General features: G+C 59.5%; 20 protein-coding genes. 9 read left to right on the top strand and 11 right to left on the bottom strand.

Annotated features, from left to right (window positions below; genetic code table 11):
- The first annotated feature begins 111 nt into the window (after positions 1-111).
- From HX869_RS12070 to HX869_RS12090, 5 genes are read left to right on the top strand one after another with little or no spacing between them, the layout of a single operon-like run.
- On the top strand, positions 112-507 hold the full coding sequence (locus HX869_RS12070) for a FagA protein (RefSeq protein WP_102369905.1): 396 nt from the start codon (positions 112-114) through the stop codon (positions 505-507).
- The gene (locus HX869_RS12075; protein WP_008434316.1) at positions 500-1,876 is read left to right on the top strand and encodes an aspartate ammonia-lyase; all 1,377 of its coding nucleotides are present in this window, start codon (positions 500-502) and stop codon (positions 1,874-1,876) included. Before HX869_RS12070 ends, HX869_RS12075 begins: the two co-directional genes overlap by 8 nt.
- Positions 1,877-1,903: 27 nt before the next feature.
- Entirely contained in the window at positions 1,904-2,347 is a 444-nt protein-coding gene (locus HX869_RS12080; RefSeq protein WP_003216099.1) for a hypothetical protein, read from the top strand.
- 1 nt (position 2,348) lies between these two features.
- The gene (locus tag HX869_RS12085; protein WP_003216101.1) at positions 2,349-2,960 is read left to right on the top strand and encodes a superoxide dismutase; all 612 of its coding nucleotides are present in this window, start codon (positions 2,349-2,351) and stop codon (positions 2,958-2,960) included.
- A 31-nt stretch (positions 2,961-2,991) separates the two neighbouring features.
- On the top strand, positions 2,992-3,885 hold the full coding sequence (locus tag HX869_RS12090) for a ZIP family metal transporter (protein WP_087692866.1): 894 nt from the start codon (positions 2,992-2,994) through the stop codon (positions 3,883-3,885).
- 13 nt (positions 3,886-3,898) lie between these two features.
- Here HX869_RS12090 and HX869_RS12095 read toward each other — a convergent pair whose 3' ends face one another.
- Positions 3,899-4,849: a GlxA family transcriptional regulator gene (locus HX869_RS12095; RefSeq protein ID WP_008434308.1), complete on the bottom strand. Its 951-nt coding sequence runs from the start codon at positions 4,847-4,849 to the stop codon at positions 3,899-3,901.
- A gap of 114 nt (positions 4,850-4,963) precedes the next feature.
- Between HX869_RS12095 and HX869_RS12100 the strand changes: the two genes are divergently transcribed.
- A complete protein-coding gene (locus HX869_RS12100; RefSeq protein ID WP_178903134.1) occupies positions 4,964-5,965 on the top strand; it encodes an SLAC1 anion channel family protein in 1,002 nt (333 codons plus the stop codon).
- Positions 5,966-5,985: 20 nt separating this feature from the next.
- Here HX869_RS12100 and HX869_RS12105 read toward each other — a convergent pair whose 3' ends face one another.
- The 10 genes from HX869_RS12105 to HX869_RS12150 all read right to left on the bottom strand — a co-directional run bounded on the left by HX869_RS12105 (position 5,986) and on the right by HX869_RS12150 (position 13,035).
- The gene (locus HX869_RS12105; RefSeq protein WP_003216108.1) at positions 5,986-6,258 is read right to left on the bottom strand and encodes an HPr family phosphocarrier protein; all 273 of its coding nucleotides are present in this window, start codon (positions 6,256-6,258) and stop codon (positions 5,986-5,988) included.
- A gap of 16 nt (positions 6,259-6,274) precedes the next feature.
- On the bottom strand, positions 6,275-7,132 hold the full coding sequence (gene rapZ, locus HX869_RS12110) for an RNase adapter RapZ (protein ID WP_003216111.1): 858 nt from the start codon (positions 7,130-7,132) through the stop codon (positions 6,275-6,277).
- A 2-nt stretch (positions 7,133-7,134) separates the two neighbouring features.
- Entirely contained in the window at positions 7,135-7,599 is a 465-nt protein-coding gene (gene ptsN / locus HX869_RS12115) for a PTS IIA-like nitrogen regulatory protein PtsN (RefSeq protein ID WP_003216114.1), read from the bottom strand.
- Between the two features lie 12 nt (positions 7,600-7,611).
- A complete protein-coding gene (gene hpf / locus HX869_RS12120; protein ID WP_003216115.1) occupies positions 7,612-7,917 on the bottom strand; it encodes a ribosome hibernation-promoting factor, HPF/YfiA family in 306 nt (101 codons plus the stop codon).
- A 75-nt stretch (positions 7,918-7,992) separates the two neighbouring features.
- Positions 7,993-9,486, bottom strand: coding sequence for an RNA polymerase factor sigma-54 (locus HX869_RS12125; RefSeq protein WP_003216117.1), 1,494 nt, complete (start codon positions 9,484-9,486; stop codon positions 7,993-7,995).
- A 184-nt stretch (positions 9,487-9,670) separates the two neighbouring features.
- Positions 9,671-10,396 carry an LPS export ABC transporter ATP-binding protein gene (gene lptB / locus HX869_RS12130; RefSeq protein ID WP_003216119.1) on the bottom strand — a complete coding sequence of 242 codons (726 nt, stop codon included), beginning with the start codon at positions 10,394-10,396 and terminating at the stop codon, positions 9,671-9,673.
- Entirely contained in the window at positions 10,396-10,968 is a 573-nt protein-coding gene (lptA, locus tag HX869_RS12135) for a lipopolysaccharide transport periplasmic protein LptA (RefSeq protein ID WP_023659193.1), read from the bottom strand. Before lptA ends, lptB begins: the two co-directional genes overlap by 1 nt.
- A complete protein-coding gene (gene lptC, locus HX869_RS12140) occupies positions 10,955-11,527 on the bottom strand; it encodes an LPS export ABC transporter periplasmic protein LptC (RefSeq protein WP_003216122.1) in 573 nt (190 codons plus the stop codon). The genes lptA and lptC overlap by 14 nt, the downstream gene beginning before the upstream one ends.
- An 8-nt stretch (positions 11,528-11,535) precedes the next feature.
- Positions 11,536-12,060: an HAD family hydrolase gene (locus tag HX869_RS12145; RefSeq protein WP_087692862.1), complete on the bottom strand. Its 525-nt coding sequence runs from the start codon at positions 12,058-12,060 to the stop codon at positions 11,536-11,538.
- Complete coding sequence (locus HX869_RS12150; protein ID WP_003216126.1) at positions 12,061-13,035, bottom strand: KpsF/GutQ family sugar-phosphate isomerase; 975 nt, start codon at positions 13,033-13,035, stop codon at positions 12,061-12,063.
- A gap of 292 nt (positions 13,036-13,327) precedes the next feature.
- On the opposite strand from HX869_RS12150, the gene HX869_RS12155 reads away from it, so the two are divergent.
- Genes HX869_RS12155 through mlaD form a run of 3 tightly spaced genes read left to right on the top strand, consistent with a single transcriptional unit; the run spans position 13,328 to position 15,401 of the window.
- Positions 13,328-14,137 (top strand): ATP-binding cassette domain-containing protein, encoded by an 810-nt coding sequence (locus HX869_RS12155; RefSeq protein ID WP_003216128.1) that lies wholly within the window; start codon positions 13,328-13,330, stop codon positions 14,135-14,137.
- Positions 14,137-14,934: a lipid asymmetry maintenance ABC transporter permease subunit MlaE gene (mlaE, locus tag HX869_RS12160; RefSeq protein ID WP_178903135.1), complete on the top strand. Its 798-nt coding sequence runs from the start codon at positions 14,137-14,139 to the stop codon at positions 14,932-14,934. Before HX869_RS12155 ends, mlaE begins: the two co-directional genes overlap by 1 nt.
- Positions 14,934-15,401 (top strand): outer membrane lipid asymmetry maintenance protein MlaD, encoded by a 468-nt coding sequence (gene mlaD, locus HX869_RS12165; RefSeq protein WP_003216133.1) that lies wholly within the window; start codon positions 14,934-14,936, stop codon positions 15,399-15,401. Before mlaE ends, mlaD begins: the two co-directional genes overlap by 1 nt.
- Positions 15,402-15,409: the final 8 nt, after the last annotated feature.

A 15,409-nucleotide genomic window follows, 5' to 3' on the forward strand; every position in this document is an offset into this window, starting at 1 on the left:
TGGGTGGCGCGCCTTTTTTTGTGCCTGGAATTCCGAGTGATTCCCTCAGGCTCTTGTTTTGATTCTCAATATCATTTAATAATAAATATCATTACCGAATGAGTGTGGATCATGAGTTCTGTCCTGCATGAGGATCCCTACCTGGAAAGCTGGCGTTGGATGAGTCGTCAGATTCGTTGCGGCCTTGCTCCCGACGAGCCCCGCCTGATCGAACATTATCTGGCCGAAGGCCGGTACCTCGCCTGTTGCACTGCGACCCACCCGTGGACCATCGGCGAAACCTCATTCCGCCTGCTGCTGGACACCGCCTCCGACATCGCCTTGCCCTGGCACTGGCGGTCCATGTGCCTGGACCAGGCCTGGCGCCCGTTGCGCGACCTGGAAAAACTTTCCCACTGTGCCTGCCGCCTCAAGCGCTGGCAGACCTTTGCCTGGCAATTGGCGACCTGCGAATTGCTGCCTTCCATTTCTGTTTCTGACCTGGTGCAAGGATCTTCCGATGAGTAACACCCGTATCGAACGCGACAGCATGGGCGAACTGCAAGTGCCCGCCGAAGCCTTGTATGGCGCACAAACCCAGCGTGCGGTGAACAACTTTCCCATCAGCCACCAGCGCATGCCGGCGCAGTTCATTCGTGCGTTGATTCTGGCCAAGGCTGCCGCTGCTAAAGCCAACGTCGAGCTGAAACAACTGAGCGAAGCCCAGGGCAAGGCCATCGTTGATGCCGCCCAAGGCTTGCTGGAAGGCGATTTCATGCAGCATTTCCCGGTGGATATCTTCCAGACCGGTTCCGGCACCAGCTCCAACATGAACGCCAACGAAGTGATTGCGACCCTCGCCAGCCGCTTGCTGGGCGAGCCGGTCAACCCTAACGATCACGTCAACTGCGGCCAGAGCAGCAATGACATCATCCCGACCACCATTCACGTCAGTGCGGCGCTGGTGCTGCATGAGCAAACCCTGCCGGCGCTGCTGCACCTGGTCCAGGTGATCGAGCACAAGGCCGAGGAGGTGCACCGTTTCGTCAAGACCGGTCGGACGCATCTGATGGACGCCATGCCGGTGCGCATGAGCCAGGTGCTCAATGGCTGGGCGCAGCAGCTCAAGGCCAATATCGGTCATCTGCAAGACCTGCTGCCGAGTTTGCAGGCGCTGGCCCAGGGTGGCACTGCAGTCGGCACCGGGATCAATGCGCATCCGGAGTTTGCAGCGCGCTTCAGCCAGCAACTGAGCAGCCTGACCCACGTCCAGTTCACCCCAGGCAAGAACCTGTTCGCGCTGATCGGCTCCCAGGACACGGCCGTCGCGGTCTCCGGGCAGCTCAAGACCACCGCCGTGTCCCTGATGAAAATCGCCAACGACCTGCGCTGGATGAACTCCGGCCCATTGGCGGGCCTTGGTGAAATCGAGCTGGAAGGCCTGCAGCCGGGCTCTTCGATCATGCCCGGCAAGGTCAACCCGGTGATCCCGGAAGCCACCGCCATGGTTGCCGCACAAGTCATCGGCAACGACACGGTGATTACCATCGCCGGCCAGTCCGGCAACTTCGAACTCAACGTGATGCTGCCGATCATTGCCCAGAACCTGCTCGGCAGCCTGGAGTTGCTGGCCAACTCCAGCCGACTGCTGGCCGACAAGGCCATCGCCAGCTTCAAGGTCAACGAAGCCAAGCTCAAGGAAGCGCTGTCGCGCAATCCGATCCTGGTGACCGCACTCAACCCGATCATCGGTTACCAAAAGGCCGCCGAAATCGCCAAGAAGGCCTATCAACAAGGCCGTCCGGTGATTGATGTGGCGCTCGAACATACCGACTTGCCCCGCAGCCAACTGGAAATCCTGCTGGATCCGGAAAAGCTCACGGCCGGCGGCGTGTAATCACCGACCCTGCTTTGGAGGCTCACCATGGAGCACTGGAAACGCACGATCGAACGGGCCAATCGCTGCTTTATGGCGGGCGAGCTGGTAGATGCCCGCGAGGCCTACCTGCAAGCCCTGGCCCTGGCTCAAGTGTTGTTTGAGCGCTGGGCGGATGCCGACGAAGCGGTGGCGGCTTGCGTCATTTCCCATCACAACCTGGCCGACCTGCACTTGCGCCTGAACCAGCCGGAAGAAAGCGCGGAATACCTCTGCGCCATTCACCAGCGCCTGTTGCAGACCATGCAAGACACCCGTCTTAACCCGCTATTGCGGGAAGCGGCCCTGCGTCAGAGCAGCAAGACCTACGTCGAACTGCTGAATTTCATCAGCGATCACGGTGAGTACCCACGTACCCACCGCCTGCTGGGCAGCAACGTGGCGCCATCGGATGCGTCGACCCGCAACAGCCCTTTTTATGGAGCTCATTGATATGTCCTACACCTTGCCGGCCTTGCCTTACGCCTACGATGCCCTTGAACCGCATATCGACGCACAAACCATGGAGATCCATTACACCAAGCACCACCAGACCTACATCAACAACCTCAACGCAGCCGTCGAAGGCACCGAGTTTGCCGCTTGGCCGGTGGAGAAACTGGTGTCCAGCGTCCAGCAACTGCCGGAAAAACTCCGGGCGGCGGTGATCAACCAGGGCGGCGGCCACGCCAACCACTCGTTGTTCTGGGCTGTCATGTCGCCCAAGGGCGGCGGCAAGCCAGACGGCGCGCTGGGTAACGCCATCGACGAGCAGTTGGGCGGTTTCGACGCCTTCAAAGAGGCCTTCACCAAAGCTGCCTTGACCCGTTTCGGCAGCGGCTGGGCGTGGTTGAGCGTGACGCCGCAAAAGACCCTGGTGGTGGAAAGCAGCGGCAACCAGGACAGCCCGTTGATGAACGGCAATACGCCAATCCTCGGCCTGGACGTCTGGGAACACGCTTATTACCTGCTGTACCAGAACCGTCGTCCGGAATACATCAATGCGTTCTACAGCGTCATCAACTGGCCGGAAGTTGCCGGCCGCTACCAGGCTGCGCTGGGCTGAAACTCCTCTATAACAAGATCTAAGGCCGACTATGGGCACTGAAACACTGGCGATCAGCAGCGTGCGAATGTTTCGTTATGCGTTTGGCTCGCTGCTGCTATTGGCAGGAACTGCATTGCTGGTGGCCCAAGGGCTGGCCTGGCTTGACCTGGAACCGCGCATCCTGCGTGCCTTGCAGGGCGGGGCCATCTGCGCGCTCGGCACCGCCCTGGGTGCCGTGCCGGTACTGGTGATCCGCCGGATGCCATTGGCGGTGAGCGACACGCTGCTCGGCTTCGGTGCCGGGGTGATGTTGGCCGCTACGGCGTTTTCGCTGATCGTGCCGGGTATTGCGGCTGCCCAAAGCCTGGGGCTGACGCCATGGGGCGCCAGTGGATTGATCAGTTTCGGCATCATGCTGGGCGCGTTCGGGCTGTATCTGGTGGATCGCAAGGTCTCCGGCGCGAGCCCGGAAATGCTGGTGGGCAGTCCGGATCATCCGGTGATACCGCCGCGTATCTGGCTGTTTGTGTTCGCCATCATTGCCCACAACATTCCCGAAGGCATGGCCGTGGGTGTCTCGGCAGGCGGCGGCATGCCGGATGCCGACAGCCTCGCCATGGGTATTGCCTTGCAGGATGTGCCGGAGGGACTGGTGATTGCGTTGGTGCTGGCCGGGGCAGGGATGTCGCGGGTCAAGGCGTTCCTGATCGGCGCGGCGTCAGGGCTGGTGGAGCCGGTGTTTGCGGTGCTATGTGCCTGGCTGGTGAGCCTTGCTCAGGTGCTGTTGCCGCTGGGGCTGGCGCTGGCGGCCGGGGCCATGCTGCTGGTGGTGACTCACGAAGTCATTCCCGAGTCGCGGCGCAATGGCCATGACAAGCTCGCCAGCCTGGGGCTGTGTATCGGGTTTTGCTTGATGATGGTGATGGATACGGCGTTGGGCTGAGGCTGTCGCGCTTCTACAAGAAGCGCTTGCGGTAGTCGCTGGGGGTAACGCCCAGGCGGCGAACGAAGGCGCGCCGGAACCCATCAACATTGGCATAGCCGACCTGATCGGCCAGGCGTTTGAGCGAGACATTCGAGCCTTCGATCAGCCGCCGTGCCTGGTCGATACGTGCCAGCTCCACGAACTCGGCAGGGGTGAATCCACCCTCGGCCTTGAATACCCGGGCAAAGTTGCGTTCGCTCATGTCAGCGCGCTGGGCCAGCAATGCCACGCTCAGGTCTGCGGCCAGGTTGTCGACGATATAGGTCTGTATCTGGCGAATGTTCGTGCGCTCTGCGGTCTGTGCCGCCAGTTGGGCGCTGAACTGTGACTGGCCGCCCGGCCGTTTGAAGTACATCACCATTTCCCTGGCCACACTGAGCGCCAAATCACGGCCGTGGTCCTCCTCGACTAACGCGAGCGCCAGATCCATACCGGCCGTCACACCGGCGGAGGTGTACAGGTTACCGTCGCGGATAAAAATGCTGTCCGGTTCGACCACGGCATCGGGGTATTGCCTGGCCAGCAATGCACTGGAATTCCAGTGCGTGGTGACGCGTCGCCCGACCAGCAAACCAGCAGCCCCCAGCACAAAAGCGCCACTGCAAACCGAGCCTATCCGCCGCACGCGCGTGGCCTGGTAGCGTACCCAGTCCCGCAGGTGGGCGTCGTGTGTCACGTCATTCACGCTGGGGCTTCCTGCGATCAGCAGCGTATCGATAGCCCCCTTGAACGTATCGATAGAGTCATCCGTGGCCAGGCGAAGCCCATTGGTTCCCTTGATCTGCCCGGCGACGGTACCGATGACCGAGATCCGGTATGCACGGGAATTGCCCAATTGCCTGGCCGCTTCAGCGAACACATCGGCAGGGCCCACGACATCCAACATTTGCACACGGGGAAACGCCAGGAGGGCAATTCGCATGGTGTCGGTCTCCGTAGTGGAAATGGCTGAAATCGTCGCTAAGCGACACTATAGGACAGAGGGGAGGTAGGCGACACTGTCCGTCACGTGCTTTATCGTCAACCGGAGACCCGCATGAGCATCTGTAACGCGCCACTTCCCCCCTTCGCTGTCGAATCGAGCGAGCGGTCGGGGTCCATCAAGAATCTTCCCATCAATTTGTTTGGCGCCGTGATGGGGTTGGCCGGCTTGAGCCTGGCCTGGCAGTCTGCCAGTGAATATGTGGCTTACGCGCAAATGATCGGAGCGGTCATTGGTGGGTTTGCCATTCTGGTGTTTATCGCACTGGTGGCGGGGTATCTCACCAAATGGGTTAAATACCCTGCGGCGGTCAAAGCCGAGTTCAATCACCCGATATCAGGAAATTTCTTTGGCACGGTGACGATCGCGTTGCTGCTGCTGTCGGCAGTCGTAGGTTCAGCTAGCACCCTGATCAGCCAGGGGCTTTGGATGTTGGGTAGCCTGCTGACCATGATCCTGGCGGCAATTGTGCTCTCGCGACTGTTGTCCGGTAATCAGGAGTCGCAATATGCGGTGCCTGCCTGGCTGATCCCGGGGGTGGCGGCGCTCGACATCGCGGTGACAGGTGCCCACATGCCCATGGCGTGGGCATACGAGTTCAATCTGTTCGCGATGGCGGTAGGGAGTGTGATTGCGCTGGTGTTCTTCACGCGAATTTTTTCACGTCTGGTTCACGAGCCGATGATGGCCAAAGGTATGACACCTTCGCTGATGATACTTATCGCCCCCTTTGAAGTCGGCTTTCTGGCTTACACCAACTTCTTTGGCAGCGTCGACTACTTTGCCAGCGTGCTCTTCTACTTTGGCCTGTTCCTGTTTGGGGTGCTGGCATTCAAAGTATTCCGTCAGGCCGCGCCTTTTTCTCCTGCCTGGTGGGCAATCAGCTTTCCGATTGCGGCATTGAGCAACGCTGCGTTGAAATATGCCGATGCCAAAGGAAGCGTGATCCTGGAAGCGATTGCCTATCTGATCCTGGCTTTCCTGACGATCGCCCTGGCCGTACTGACGGTCAAGACGTTGAAGATTCTGTTCAACGGCAAACTGCTGTCCAACTGACGCAGGGGAGGGGTGATTACCTACTCGCCCTCATCAAAGAAATTATTGATCAACGCTACCAGGGCATCCATCGCTTCCTGCTCTTGCTCGCCTTCGGTCTTCAAATGAATCTTCGTGCCCTTGCCCGCAGCCAGCATCATCATGGCCATGATGCTTTTGCCGTCGACCATGGATTCCGGGGTACGCCCGGCGCGGATCTGGCAAGGGAACTGCCCGGCGACGCCGACGAACTTGGCCGAGGCCCGGGCGTGCAGGCCCAGCTTGTTGATGATTTCAATTTCCAGAGCGGGCATCGCGGGGGTGTTCCTTTCAGCTGAGGTCGCGGTGGCGAACCTGGACGTTCTTGAGGGTTTGTTGCAGCACCTTGCCCAGGCGTTCGGTCAGGTAGACGGATCGGTGGTGGCCGCCGGTGCAGCCAATGGCGATGGTGACATAAGCCCGATTGCTGGCCGCAAAACGCGGCAGCCACTTGAGCAGGTAGCTGGAGATGTCCTGGTACATTTCCTCGACATCCGGTTGCGCCGCCAGGTACTCGGCCACAGGCTGGTCCAGCCCCGACTGATCGCGCAGTTCCGGCTTCCAGTACGGGTTGGGCAGGCAGCGCACATCGAACACCAGGTCGGCATCCACCGGCATGCCGCGCTTGAAACCGAACGACTCGACAAGGAACGCCGTGCCCGGCTCCGGCTGGTTCAGCAGACGCAGCTTGATCGCATCCCGCAGTTGATACAGGTTCAGGCTGGTGGTGTTGATCTTGAGGTCGGCCAGGTCAATGATCGGCCCCAGCAGTTTGGTCTCGTCCTCGATGGCTTCGGCCAGGGAGCGATGAGGGCTGCTCAACGGGTGGCGGCGACGGGTTTCGGAGAAGCGCTTGAGCAGGGTCTCTTCGTCGGCGTCCAGGTACAGCACATCGCAATGGATGTGCTTGGCCCGCACTTCTTCGAGCAGTTCAGGAAAGCGTGTGAGGTGGCTGGGCAGGTTGCGGGCGTCGATCGACACGGCGACCAGCGGTTGGGCCAGCTCGGTATGAATCAACGCGCGTTCCGCCAGTTCCGGTAGCAGGCCGGCGGGCAGGTTGTCGATGCAATAGAAGCCGTTGTCCTCAAGAACATTGAGGGCCGTGCTTTTACCTGAGCCGGAGCGGCCGCTGACGATGATCAAGCGCATGATTAATGCCCGTTTTGTTCATCCAGGACAACCTGGTAGAGCGCCTCATTGCTTGAGGCACTACGCAGTTTGTCGCGTACGTCCTTGCGGTCGAGCATGCTGGCGATCTGCCGAAGCAGTTCCAGGTGCGCATCGGTGGCAGCTTGCGGGACCAGCAGCACAAACAGCAGGTCGACCGGCGCGCCGTCGATGGCGTCGAAATCGATAGGGGCGTCCAGGTGCAGCAGGGCGCTGACTGGAGACTCACAGCCTTGCAGGCGGCAGTGAGGAATGGCGATGCCGTTGCCAAAGCCGGTGGAGCCGAGCTTTTCACGGGCGATCAGGGCCTCGTACACAGCTTGCGTATCCAGTTCGGGCACTTCGCGGCCGATCAGGTTGGCAATTTGTTCGAGGGCGCGCTTTTTACTGCCGCCCGGCACGTTCACGAGGGAACGGCCGGGGGTCAGGATGGTTTCAAGTCGGATCATGGGTGGGGAGTGTTAGCGGCCAGTGCCTTGAAGAAGGCTCTGCTGCTTTTCCTTATGCTTTTTAAGTTGGCGGTCAAGCTTGTCTGTGAGCAAGTCGATTGATGCATACATGTCTTCATGTTCGGCATTGGCGACCACTTCGCCACCGGGTATCTGAAGTGTCGCTTCGATTTTCTGCTGAAGCTTGTCGACCTTCATGATGACCTGCACGTTGGTGATCTTGTCGAAATGGCCCTCAAGCTTCTTCAGCTTCAGCTCGACGTATTCGCGCAATGGAGGGGTGACTTCTACATGGTGTCCACTGATGTTGACTTGCATACAGCTTCTCCTTCGTTGCCAGTGCATAAAGCGGCGGGTAGGAATACCCGCCACTGGAACGCTATGGCCCGCCCGTCACATCAAACGCTTACGCTCGCTGGAAGGCGCGATCCCTAGGGACTCGCGGTACTTGGCGACGGTTCGACGGGCGACCTGAATGCCTTGTGCCTCCAGTAAACCAGCGATCTTGCTGTCACTCAACGGCTTTTTCTGATTTTCCGCGGCAACCAGTTTTTTGATGATCGCGCGGATCGCCGTGGACGAGCATTCGCCGCCTTCGGAGGTGCTGACGTGGCTGGAGAAAAAGTATTTCAGCTCATATATACCCCGTGGGGTATGCATGAATTTTTGCGTGGTCACCCGGGAAATCGTTGATTCGTGCATGCCCACCGCCTCGGCGATGTCGTGCAGTACCAGCGGCTTCATTGCTTCATCGCCGTATTCCAGGAAGCCGCGCTGGTGCTCGACGATCTGGGTGGCGACTTTCATCAGGGTTTCGTTGCGGCTTTGCAGGCTCTTGATGAACCAGCGGGCTTCCTGCAGTTGGTTACGCATGAAGGTGTTATCGGCGCTGGTGTCGGCGCGGCGCACAAAACCTGCGTATTGCGGATTGACCCGCAGGCGCGGCACCGATTCCTGGTTCAGCTCCACCAGCCAGCGTTCGTTGTCCTTGCGCACAATCACGTCGGGCACGACATATTCGGCTTCGCTGGACTCGATCTGCGAGCCCGGGCGTGGGTTGAGGCTCTGCACCAGCTCGATGATCTGGCGCAGGTCATCTTCCTTGAGCTTCATGCGGCGCATCAGCTGGCTGTAGTCGCGGCTGCCCAGCAGGTCGATGTAGTCGGTGACCAGGCGCTGCGCTTCGCTCAGCCAAGGCGTCTTGGCCGGCAATTGGCGCAGTTGCAGCAGCAGGCACTCGCTGAGGTTGCGGGCGCCGATGCCGGCCGGCTCGAATTGCTGGATGCGGTGCAGGACGGCTTCGATTTCGTCCAGTTCGATGTCCAGTTCCGGGTCGAACGCCTCGAGGATCTCCTCAAGGGTCTCGTCCAGGTAGCCCTGGTTGTTGATGCAATCGATCAGGGTCACGGCGATCAGGCGATCGGTATCGGACATCGGTGCCAGGTTCAGCTGCCAGAGCAAATGGCTTTGCAGGCTCTCGCCGGCTGATGTGCGGGTGGTGAAGTCCCACTCGTCGTCATCGTTGCTGGGCAGGCTGCTGGCGCTGGTCTGGTAGACGTCTTCCCAGGCGGTATCCACGGGAAGTTCGTTGGGAATGCGTTCGTTCCATTCGCCTTCCTCAAGGTTATCCACCGTGGGGGCGGTTTCCTGATAGGAGGGTTCCTGTACGTCGGGGTTGGGCTTTTGCTCGATGTTGTCGGCCAGCGGGTCTGCATTATCGAAGTCGTCGCCTTCTTCCTGGCGTTCGAGCATCGGATTGGACTCCAGGGCCTCCTGGATTTCCTGTTGCAGGTCCAGGGTCGACAATTGGAGCAGGCGGATGGCCTGTTGCAGCTGCGGTGTCATCGTCAGCTGCTGGCCCATTCTCAGGACTAGCGATGGTTTCATGGCAGGGGCTTAACACCTTATTCGCCGGCGCAATGCGCCATCCACGACAGGGCGCGTGAGCGCCAAACATAAGCAAATTATATGCCTGATATCGGGGGCTTTGCCTAGAGCGCGGTAACAATAAAAATACTGAGGTTTTTATTGACTACCGCGCTCCATGGCGAATGGCCTGATACCACCGTGTTTACAGGCGGAACTCGTGACCCAGATACACTTCCTTGACCAGTTCGTTGGCCAGGATAGTGGCAGAGTCACCTTCGGCAATCAGCTGTCCATCGTTGACGATGTAGGCGGTTTCGCAGATATCGAGTGTCTCACGGACGTTGTGGTCGGTGATCAATACACCGATGCCCTTGGCCTTGAGGTGATGGATGATCTGCTTGATGTCGCCGACCGAGATCGGGTCGACACCGGCGAAAGGTTCGTCCAGCAGGATGAACTTGGGCGCCGTGGCCAGCGCGCGGGCGATTTCCACACGACGACGCTCGCCGCCGGAAAGGCTCATGCCGAGGTTGTCGCGAATGTGGTTGATGTGGAATTCCTGCAGCAGGCTTTCCAGCTCTTTCTTGCGCCCGGCGCGGTCGAGTTCCTTGCGGGTCTCGAGGATGGCCATGATGTTGTCGGAAACCGACAGTTTGCGGAAGATCGATGCTTCCTGGGGAAGATAGCCGATACCCGCTTGCGCACGGCCGTGCATAGGCTGGTGGCTTACGTCCAGGTCGTCGATCAGGACGCGGCCTTGATCGGCCTGCACCAGGCCGACGATCATGTAGAAGCAGGTGGTCTTGCCGGCACCGTTGGGGCCGAGCAAGCCGACGATCTGGCCGCTGTCGATCGACAGGCTGACGTCACGCACGACCTGACGGCTTTTATAAGCTTTGGCCAGATGCTGGGCTTTCAGGGTTGCCATTAATTCGCCTTCTTCGCGTCGGGTTTCGGCGCCGGCTGGGCTGCGCCCGGTTTCTGCTTCGGCTGGATAACCATGTCGATACGCGGCTTCGGCGTGCTGATTTTCGAGCCGGTAGCACGGCCGGCCTGGGCGATCTGCTTCACCGTGTCGTAGACGATTTTTTCGCCGTCGGTGGTGTTGCCGTCATTGATGACCCGGGCCTGGTCGATCAGCACGATGCGGTTTTGCTGGGCGTGGTACTGGATCGTCTTGCCATAGCCTTTGACCGGCGTAGGGTCGCCCACTTTCTGCAGTTGTTCGAAATACGCCAGGTTGCCCACCGAAGTGACCACGTCGATATCGCCCGCCGGGGTACGAGTCAGTGTCACGGTGTTACCCGTCACTTTCATCGAGCCCTGGGTGATGATCACGCTGCCCGTGTAGGTCGCGATACCTTGCTTGTCATCCAGTTGCGCATCGTCAGCCTGAATGTGGATCGGTTGCTGGCTATCGTTCGGCAGAGCCCAGGCGCTCACGCTTCCCAGTGCTGCGCCCAGGCCGAGCAAAATAGGGAGGGTTTTAACGAGCCTCATACTGTCCTCTTACGTTCGATAGCAGGTGTATCCTGCTTTCTTTCAAATACGCTTTCATTCCCTTGCCAGTCGATACACCGCCAGCGCCGTCAATTCTAACGTCTTGCTCGGTCTGCGCATATTGCTTCTGTGGGAATACGGTCATGCGACTGCTGGTAATAATGGTGTCGCGGTTCTTGGCGTCAGTGCGGGCTACCCGCACCGAGTCAATCAGTTCCACTTGGGTGCCGTCCGGGTTGACCTCGCCACGCTCGCTGGTGACGTGCCATGGAAATTCGGCGCCGCGGTACAGGTTCATGTCCGGCTTGGTCAGCAAAGTGACCTCGGATGCCTTCAAGTGTTCGACCTTGTCGGAGGTCATTTCATACTGGACCTTGCCATCGGGCAGGTACTGGATGCTGTGGGCGTTGATGGCGTAATAGTCGATAGCACTCTCGTCAACCTGTGCAACCGGCTTGTCGAGGAAGCGCTCCGGGCTGATATTCCAGTAGCCGACCGCGAGGAAAACCGCGGCTATGACTGCAAGTATCAGGAAATTGCGAATCTTTTTACTCAGCATAAAACGCTCTATAGGTAGGCGGCGTGGGCCGCTTCAAGGCTGCCTTGGGCGCGCAGAATCAACTCGCAGAACTCGCGGGCGGCGCCTTCGCCGCCGCGGGCGGTGGTTACACCATGGGCGTGTTCGCGAACGAACGCCGCCGCATTGGCCACGGCCATGCCCAGGCCGACCCGGCGAATCACCGGCAGGTCGGGTAAATCGTCACCCAGGTACGCAACCTGCTCATAGCTTAGGTTGAGTTGGCCAAGAAGCTCGTCCAGAACCACCAGTTTATCCTCGCGGCCCTGATACAGGTGAGGAATACCCAGGTTTTGTGCGCGGCGTTCCACAACCGGGGTCTTGCGACCGCTGATGATGCCGGTTTGCACGCCCGCCGCCATCAGCATCTTGATGCCCTGGCCGTCGAGGGTGTTGAACGTCTTGAATTCGCTGCCGTCTTCCAGAAAGTACAGGCGGCCATCCGTCAGCACGCCGTCGACGTCGAAAATCGCCAGCTTGATGTGCTTGCCCCGTTGCAACAGGTCGGTGGTCATTTACATCACTCCCGCACGCAGCAAGTCGTGCATGTTCAGGGCGCCAACCGGACGGTCGTCGCTGTCGACCACCACCAGCGCCAGGATCTTGTGGTCTTCCATGATCTTCAGTGCTTCGGCCGCGAGCATGTCAGGGCGTGCGGTCTTGCCGTGAGGCGTCATGACTTCGTCGATGGTGGCGGTCTGGATGTCGAGGTTGCGGTCCAGGGTGCGGCGCAGGTCGCCGTCGGTGAAGACCCCGGCCAGCCGCCCGTCGGACTCCAGGATTACGGTCATGCCCAGGCGCTTGAGGGTCATTTCCATCAAGGCATCTTTCAGCAAGGTGCCGCGTGGCACTTGTGGCAGCTCGTCGCCGGCGTGCATGACGTTTTCCACTTTCAGCAGCAGGCGACGGCCAAGGGCGCCGCCCGGGTGGGAAAACGCGAAGTCTTCGGCGGTAAACCCGCGGGCTTCCAGCAATGCCACGGCCAGCGCATCGCCCATGACCAGGGCAGCGGTGGTGGAGGAGGTCGGTGCCAGGTTCAGCGGGCAGGCCTCGTGGGCAACGTGCACGTTCAAATTCACTTCGGCGGCTTTTGCCAGCGTCGAGTCCGGGTTGCCGGTCACGCTGATCAGCTGGATACCCAGGCGCTTGATCAGCGGCAGCAGGGTCACGATTTCGTTGGTGGTGCCGGAGTTGGACAGTGCCAGGATGATGTCGTCCCGGGTGATCATGCCCATGTCGCCGTGGCTGGCTTCGGCCGGATGCACGAAGAACGCGGTGGTCCCGGTGCTCGCCAGGGTGGCGGCGATCTTGTTGCCGACATGCCCGGATTTGCCCATGCCGACCACCACTACGCGGCCCTTGCTGGCCAGAATCATCTCGCAGGCGCGTACGAAATCCGCGTCGATATGGGCCAGCAAGCCTTCTACGGCTTCAAGCTCGAGGCGGATGGTGCGTTGTGCGGATTGAATAAGGTCGCTGGATTGGCTCATGTCTGAAATCGTATAGCCTGACGAAAAGTCGGCGATTATAACGGTAATGATCAATTCCCTCACACAAGTTCGTCAGGCTTTATTCAATCCACCTGTGGTTGAGATTGAACCTCAGCCAGGATTTTTTAGCTGTCCTGTTTCTGAACAAGCTCTGTTCCGGCCTTGGGGGCGCTGTACCAGCAGTGATATAGTTCGCGGCCAGTTCGGTCCGCACGGCCTTTTTGTCTATTCGGCGCAAGCATTTGTCGAAAACAAAGTGTCTGAGTGAAAGGCTGCATCCCAAGGAGTTTAGATGAGTGCCGATAACGCCTACGCGGTCGAGCTGAAGGGCCTTTCCTTCAAGCGCGGTACGCGCAGCATCTTCAATAATGTGGATATTCGCATTCCCCGCGGCAAAGTCACGGGCATCATGGGGCCTTCCGGCTGCGGCAAGACTACGCTGCTGCGCCTGATGGGCATGCAATTGCGCCCCTCCGCCGGTGAAGTCTGGGTCAATGGCCAGAACTTGCCGACCCTTTCGCGCAGTGACCTGTTCGATGCCCGCAAACACATGGGCGTCCTGTTCCAGAGCGGCGCGTTGTTTACCGATCTCGATGTTTTCGAAAACGTGGCGTTCCCGCTGCGGGTGCATACACAGCTGTCCGATGAAATGATTCGTGACATTGTGTTGCTGAAATTGCAGGCCGTCGGGCTGCGCGGTGCTATCGATTTGATGCCCGACGAGTTGTCCGGAGGCATGAAGCGTCGTGTCGCCCTGGCGCGTGCCATCGCCCTCGACCCGCAGATTCTCATGTACGACGAGCCTTTCGTTGGCCAGGACCCGATTGCCATGGGGGTGCTGGTACGCCTGATCCGCCTGCTCAATGATGCGTTGGGTATCACCAGTATCGTGGTTTCCCACGACCTGGCCGAGACCGCGAGCATTGCCGACTACCTATATGTAGTGGGCGATGGCCAGGTGCTGGGGCAGGGCACGCCTGAAGAACTGATGAACGCAGACAACCCGCGCATTCGCCAATTCATGACCGGCGATCCCGATGGCCCGGTGCCTTTTCACTTTCCGGCAGCGGACTACCGCTCAGATCTTCTGGGGAAGCGCTGATGCGCAAGACATCATTACTCGAAAAGGTTCGCCGTTTCGGTCGCTCCGGCATCGATATCATCGGTGTGCTGGGGCGTTCGACGATTTTCCTGTTTCATGCCTTGCTCGGCCGCGGCGGTATTGGCGGCGGTTTCGGCCTGCTGATCAAGCAACTGCACTCCGTGGGCGTGATGTCCCTGGTGATCATCGTGGTCTCCGGGGTGTTCATCGGCATGGTGCTGGCGCTGCAAGGCTTCAATATCCTCTCCAGCTACGGGTCCGAACAGGCTGTTGGGCAGATGGTTGCCCTGACGCTGTTGCGTGAGTTGGGCCCGGTGGTGACCGCTCTCCTGTTTGCCGGGCGTGCCGGTTCGGCGCTGACGGCCGAAATCGGCAACATGAAGGCCACCGAACAGCTGTCCAGCCTGGAAATGATCGGTGTCGATCCGCTCAAGTACATTGTTGCCCCGCGCCTGTGGGCCGGCTTCATTTCCCTGCCACTGCTGGCGATGGTGTTCAGCGTGGTGGGAATCTGGGGCGGTTCCTGGGTCGCGGTTGACTGGCTGGGGGTCTATGACGGCTCCTACTGGGGCAATATGCAAAACAGCGTGACCTTCAGCGGCGACGTGCTCAACGGCATCATTAAAAGCATCGTCTTCGCCTTTGTAGTGACCTGGATCGCCGTATTCCAAGGCTATGACTGTGAGCCCACCTCAGAAGGGATCAGTCGCGCCACCACCAAGACCGTTGTGTACGCCTCACTGGCGGTACTGGGCCTTGACTTCATTTTGACCGCCTTGATGTTTGGAGATTTCTGATGCAAAACCGCACTGTGGAAATCGGTGTCGGCCTTTTCTTGCTGGCTGGCATCCTGGCTTTACTGTTGCTCGCCCTGCGAGTCAGCGGCCTATCGGCCAGCCCCACCGCCGATACTTATAAACTTTACGCCTACTTCGACAATATCGCTGGTTTGACTGTCAGAGCTAAAGTGACCATGGCGGGTGTAACCATCGGCAAGGTCACGGCAATCGATCTGGACCGCGACAGCTTCACCGGCCGTGTGACCATGCAGGTGGACAAGAAGGTAGATAACCTGCCGACTGACTCCACTGCGTCTATCCTCACCGCTGGCCTGCTGGGCGAGAAGTACATCGGCATCAGCGTCGGCGGGGAATCTGCCCTGCTCAAGGATGGTTCGACCATTCATGACACACAGTCGTCGTTGGTGCTGGAGGACTTGATCGGTAAATTCCTGCTCAATACCGTCAATAAAGACGCCAAATGAGGAATGTG

It is taken from the genome of Pseudomonas sp. P7779 (assembly GCF_013386315.1).
Lineage (GTDB): Bacteria > Pseudomonadota > Gammaproteobacteria > Pseudomonadales > Pseudomonadaceae > Aquipseudomonas.

What these genes read in the sequence shown, in the direction of transcription:
- HX869_RS12095 (WP_008434308.1), bottom strand. Translation starts at nt 4,849, where the DNA reads ATGCGAATTGCCCTCCTGGCGTTTCCCCGTGTGCAAATGTTGGATGTC.
- rapZ (WP_003216111.1), bottom strand. Translation starts at nt 7,132, where the DNA reads ATGCGCTTGATCATCGTCAGCGGCCGCTCCGGCTCAGGTAAAAGCACG.
- HX869_RS12080 (WP_003216099.1), top strand. Translation starts at nt 1,904, where the DNA reads ATGGAGCACTGGAAACGCACGATCGAACGGGCCAATCGCTGCTTTATG.
- mlaE (WP_178903135.1), top strand. Translation starts at nt 14,137, where the DNA reads ATGCGCAAGACATCATTACTCGAAAAGGTTCGCCGTTTCGGTCGCTCC.
- HX869_RS12150 (WP_003216126.1), bottom strand. Translation starts at nt 13,035, where the DNA reads ATGAGCCAATCCAGCGACCTTATTCAATCCGCACAACGCACCATCCGC.
- lptA (WP_023659193.1), bottom strand. Translation starts at nt 10,968, where the DNA reads ATGAGGCTCGTTAAAACCCTCCCTATTTTGCTCGGCCTGGGCGCAGCA.
- HX869_RS12090 (WP_087692866.1), top strand. Translation starts at nt 2,992, where the DNA reads ATGGGCACTGAAACACTGGCGATCAGCAGCGTGCGAATGTTTCGTTAT.
- hpf (WP_003216115.1), bottom strand. Translation starts at nt 7,917, where the DNA reads ATGCAAGTCAACATCAGTGGACACCATGTAGAAGTCACCCCTCCATTG.
- HX869_RS12085 (WP_003216101.1), top strand. Translation starts at nt 2,349, where the DNA reads ATGTCCTACACCTTGCCGGCCTTGCCTTACGCCTACGATGCCCTTGAA.
- HX869_RS12100 (WP_178903134.1), top strand. Translation starts at nt 4,964, where the DNA reads ATGAGCATCTGTAACGCGCCACTTCCCCCCTTCGCTGTCGAATCGAGC.
- mlaD (WP_003216133.1), top strand. Translation starts at nt 14,934, where the DNA reads ATGCAAAACCGCACTGTGGAAATCGGTGTCGGCCTTTTCTTGCTGGCT.
- lptC (WP_003216122.1), bottom strand. Translation starts at nt 11,527, where the DNA reads ATGCTGAGTAAAAAGATTCGCAATTTCCTGATACTTGCAGTCATAGCC.
- HX869_RS12075 (WP_008434316.1), top strand. Translation starts at nt 500, where the DNA reads ATGAGTAACACCCGTATCGAACGCGACAGCATGGGCGAACTGCAAGTG.
- HX869_RS12070 (WP_102369905.1), top strand. Translation starts at nt 112, where the DNA reads ATGAGTTCTGTCCTGCATGAGGATCCCTACCTGGAAAGCTGGCGTTGG.
- HX869_RS12145 (WP_087692862.1), bottom strand. Translation starts at nt 12,060, where the DNA reads ATGACCACCGACCTGTTGCAACGGGGCAAGCACATCAAGCTGGCGATT.
- HX869_RS12105 (WP_003216108.1), bottom strand. Translation starts at nt 6,258, where the DNA reads ATGCCCGCTCTGGAAATTGAAATCATCAACAAGCTGGGCCTGCACGCC.
- HX869_RS12155 (WP_003216128.1), top strand. Translation starts at nt 13,328, where the DNA reads ATGAGTGCCGATAACGCCTACGCGGTCGAGCTGAAGGGCCTTTCCTTC.
- lptB (WP_003216119.1), bottom strand. Translation starts at nt 10,396, where the DNA reads ATGGCAACCCTGAAAGCCCAGCATCTGGCCAAAGCTTATAAAAGCCGT.
- HX869_RS12125 (WP_003216117.1), bottom strand. Translation starts at nt 9,486, where the DNA reads ATGAAACCATCGCTAGTCCTGAGAATGGGCCAGCAGCTGACGATGACA.
- ptsN (WP_003216114.1), bottom strand. Translation starts at nt 7,599, where the DNA reads ATGATCCGACTTGAAACCATCCTGACCCCCGGCCGTTCCCTCGTGAAC.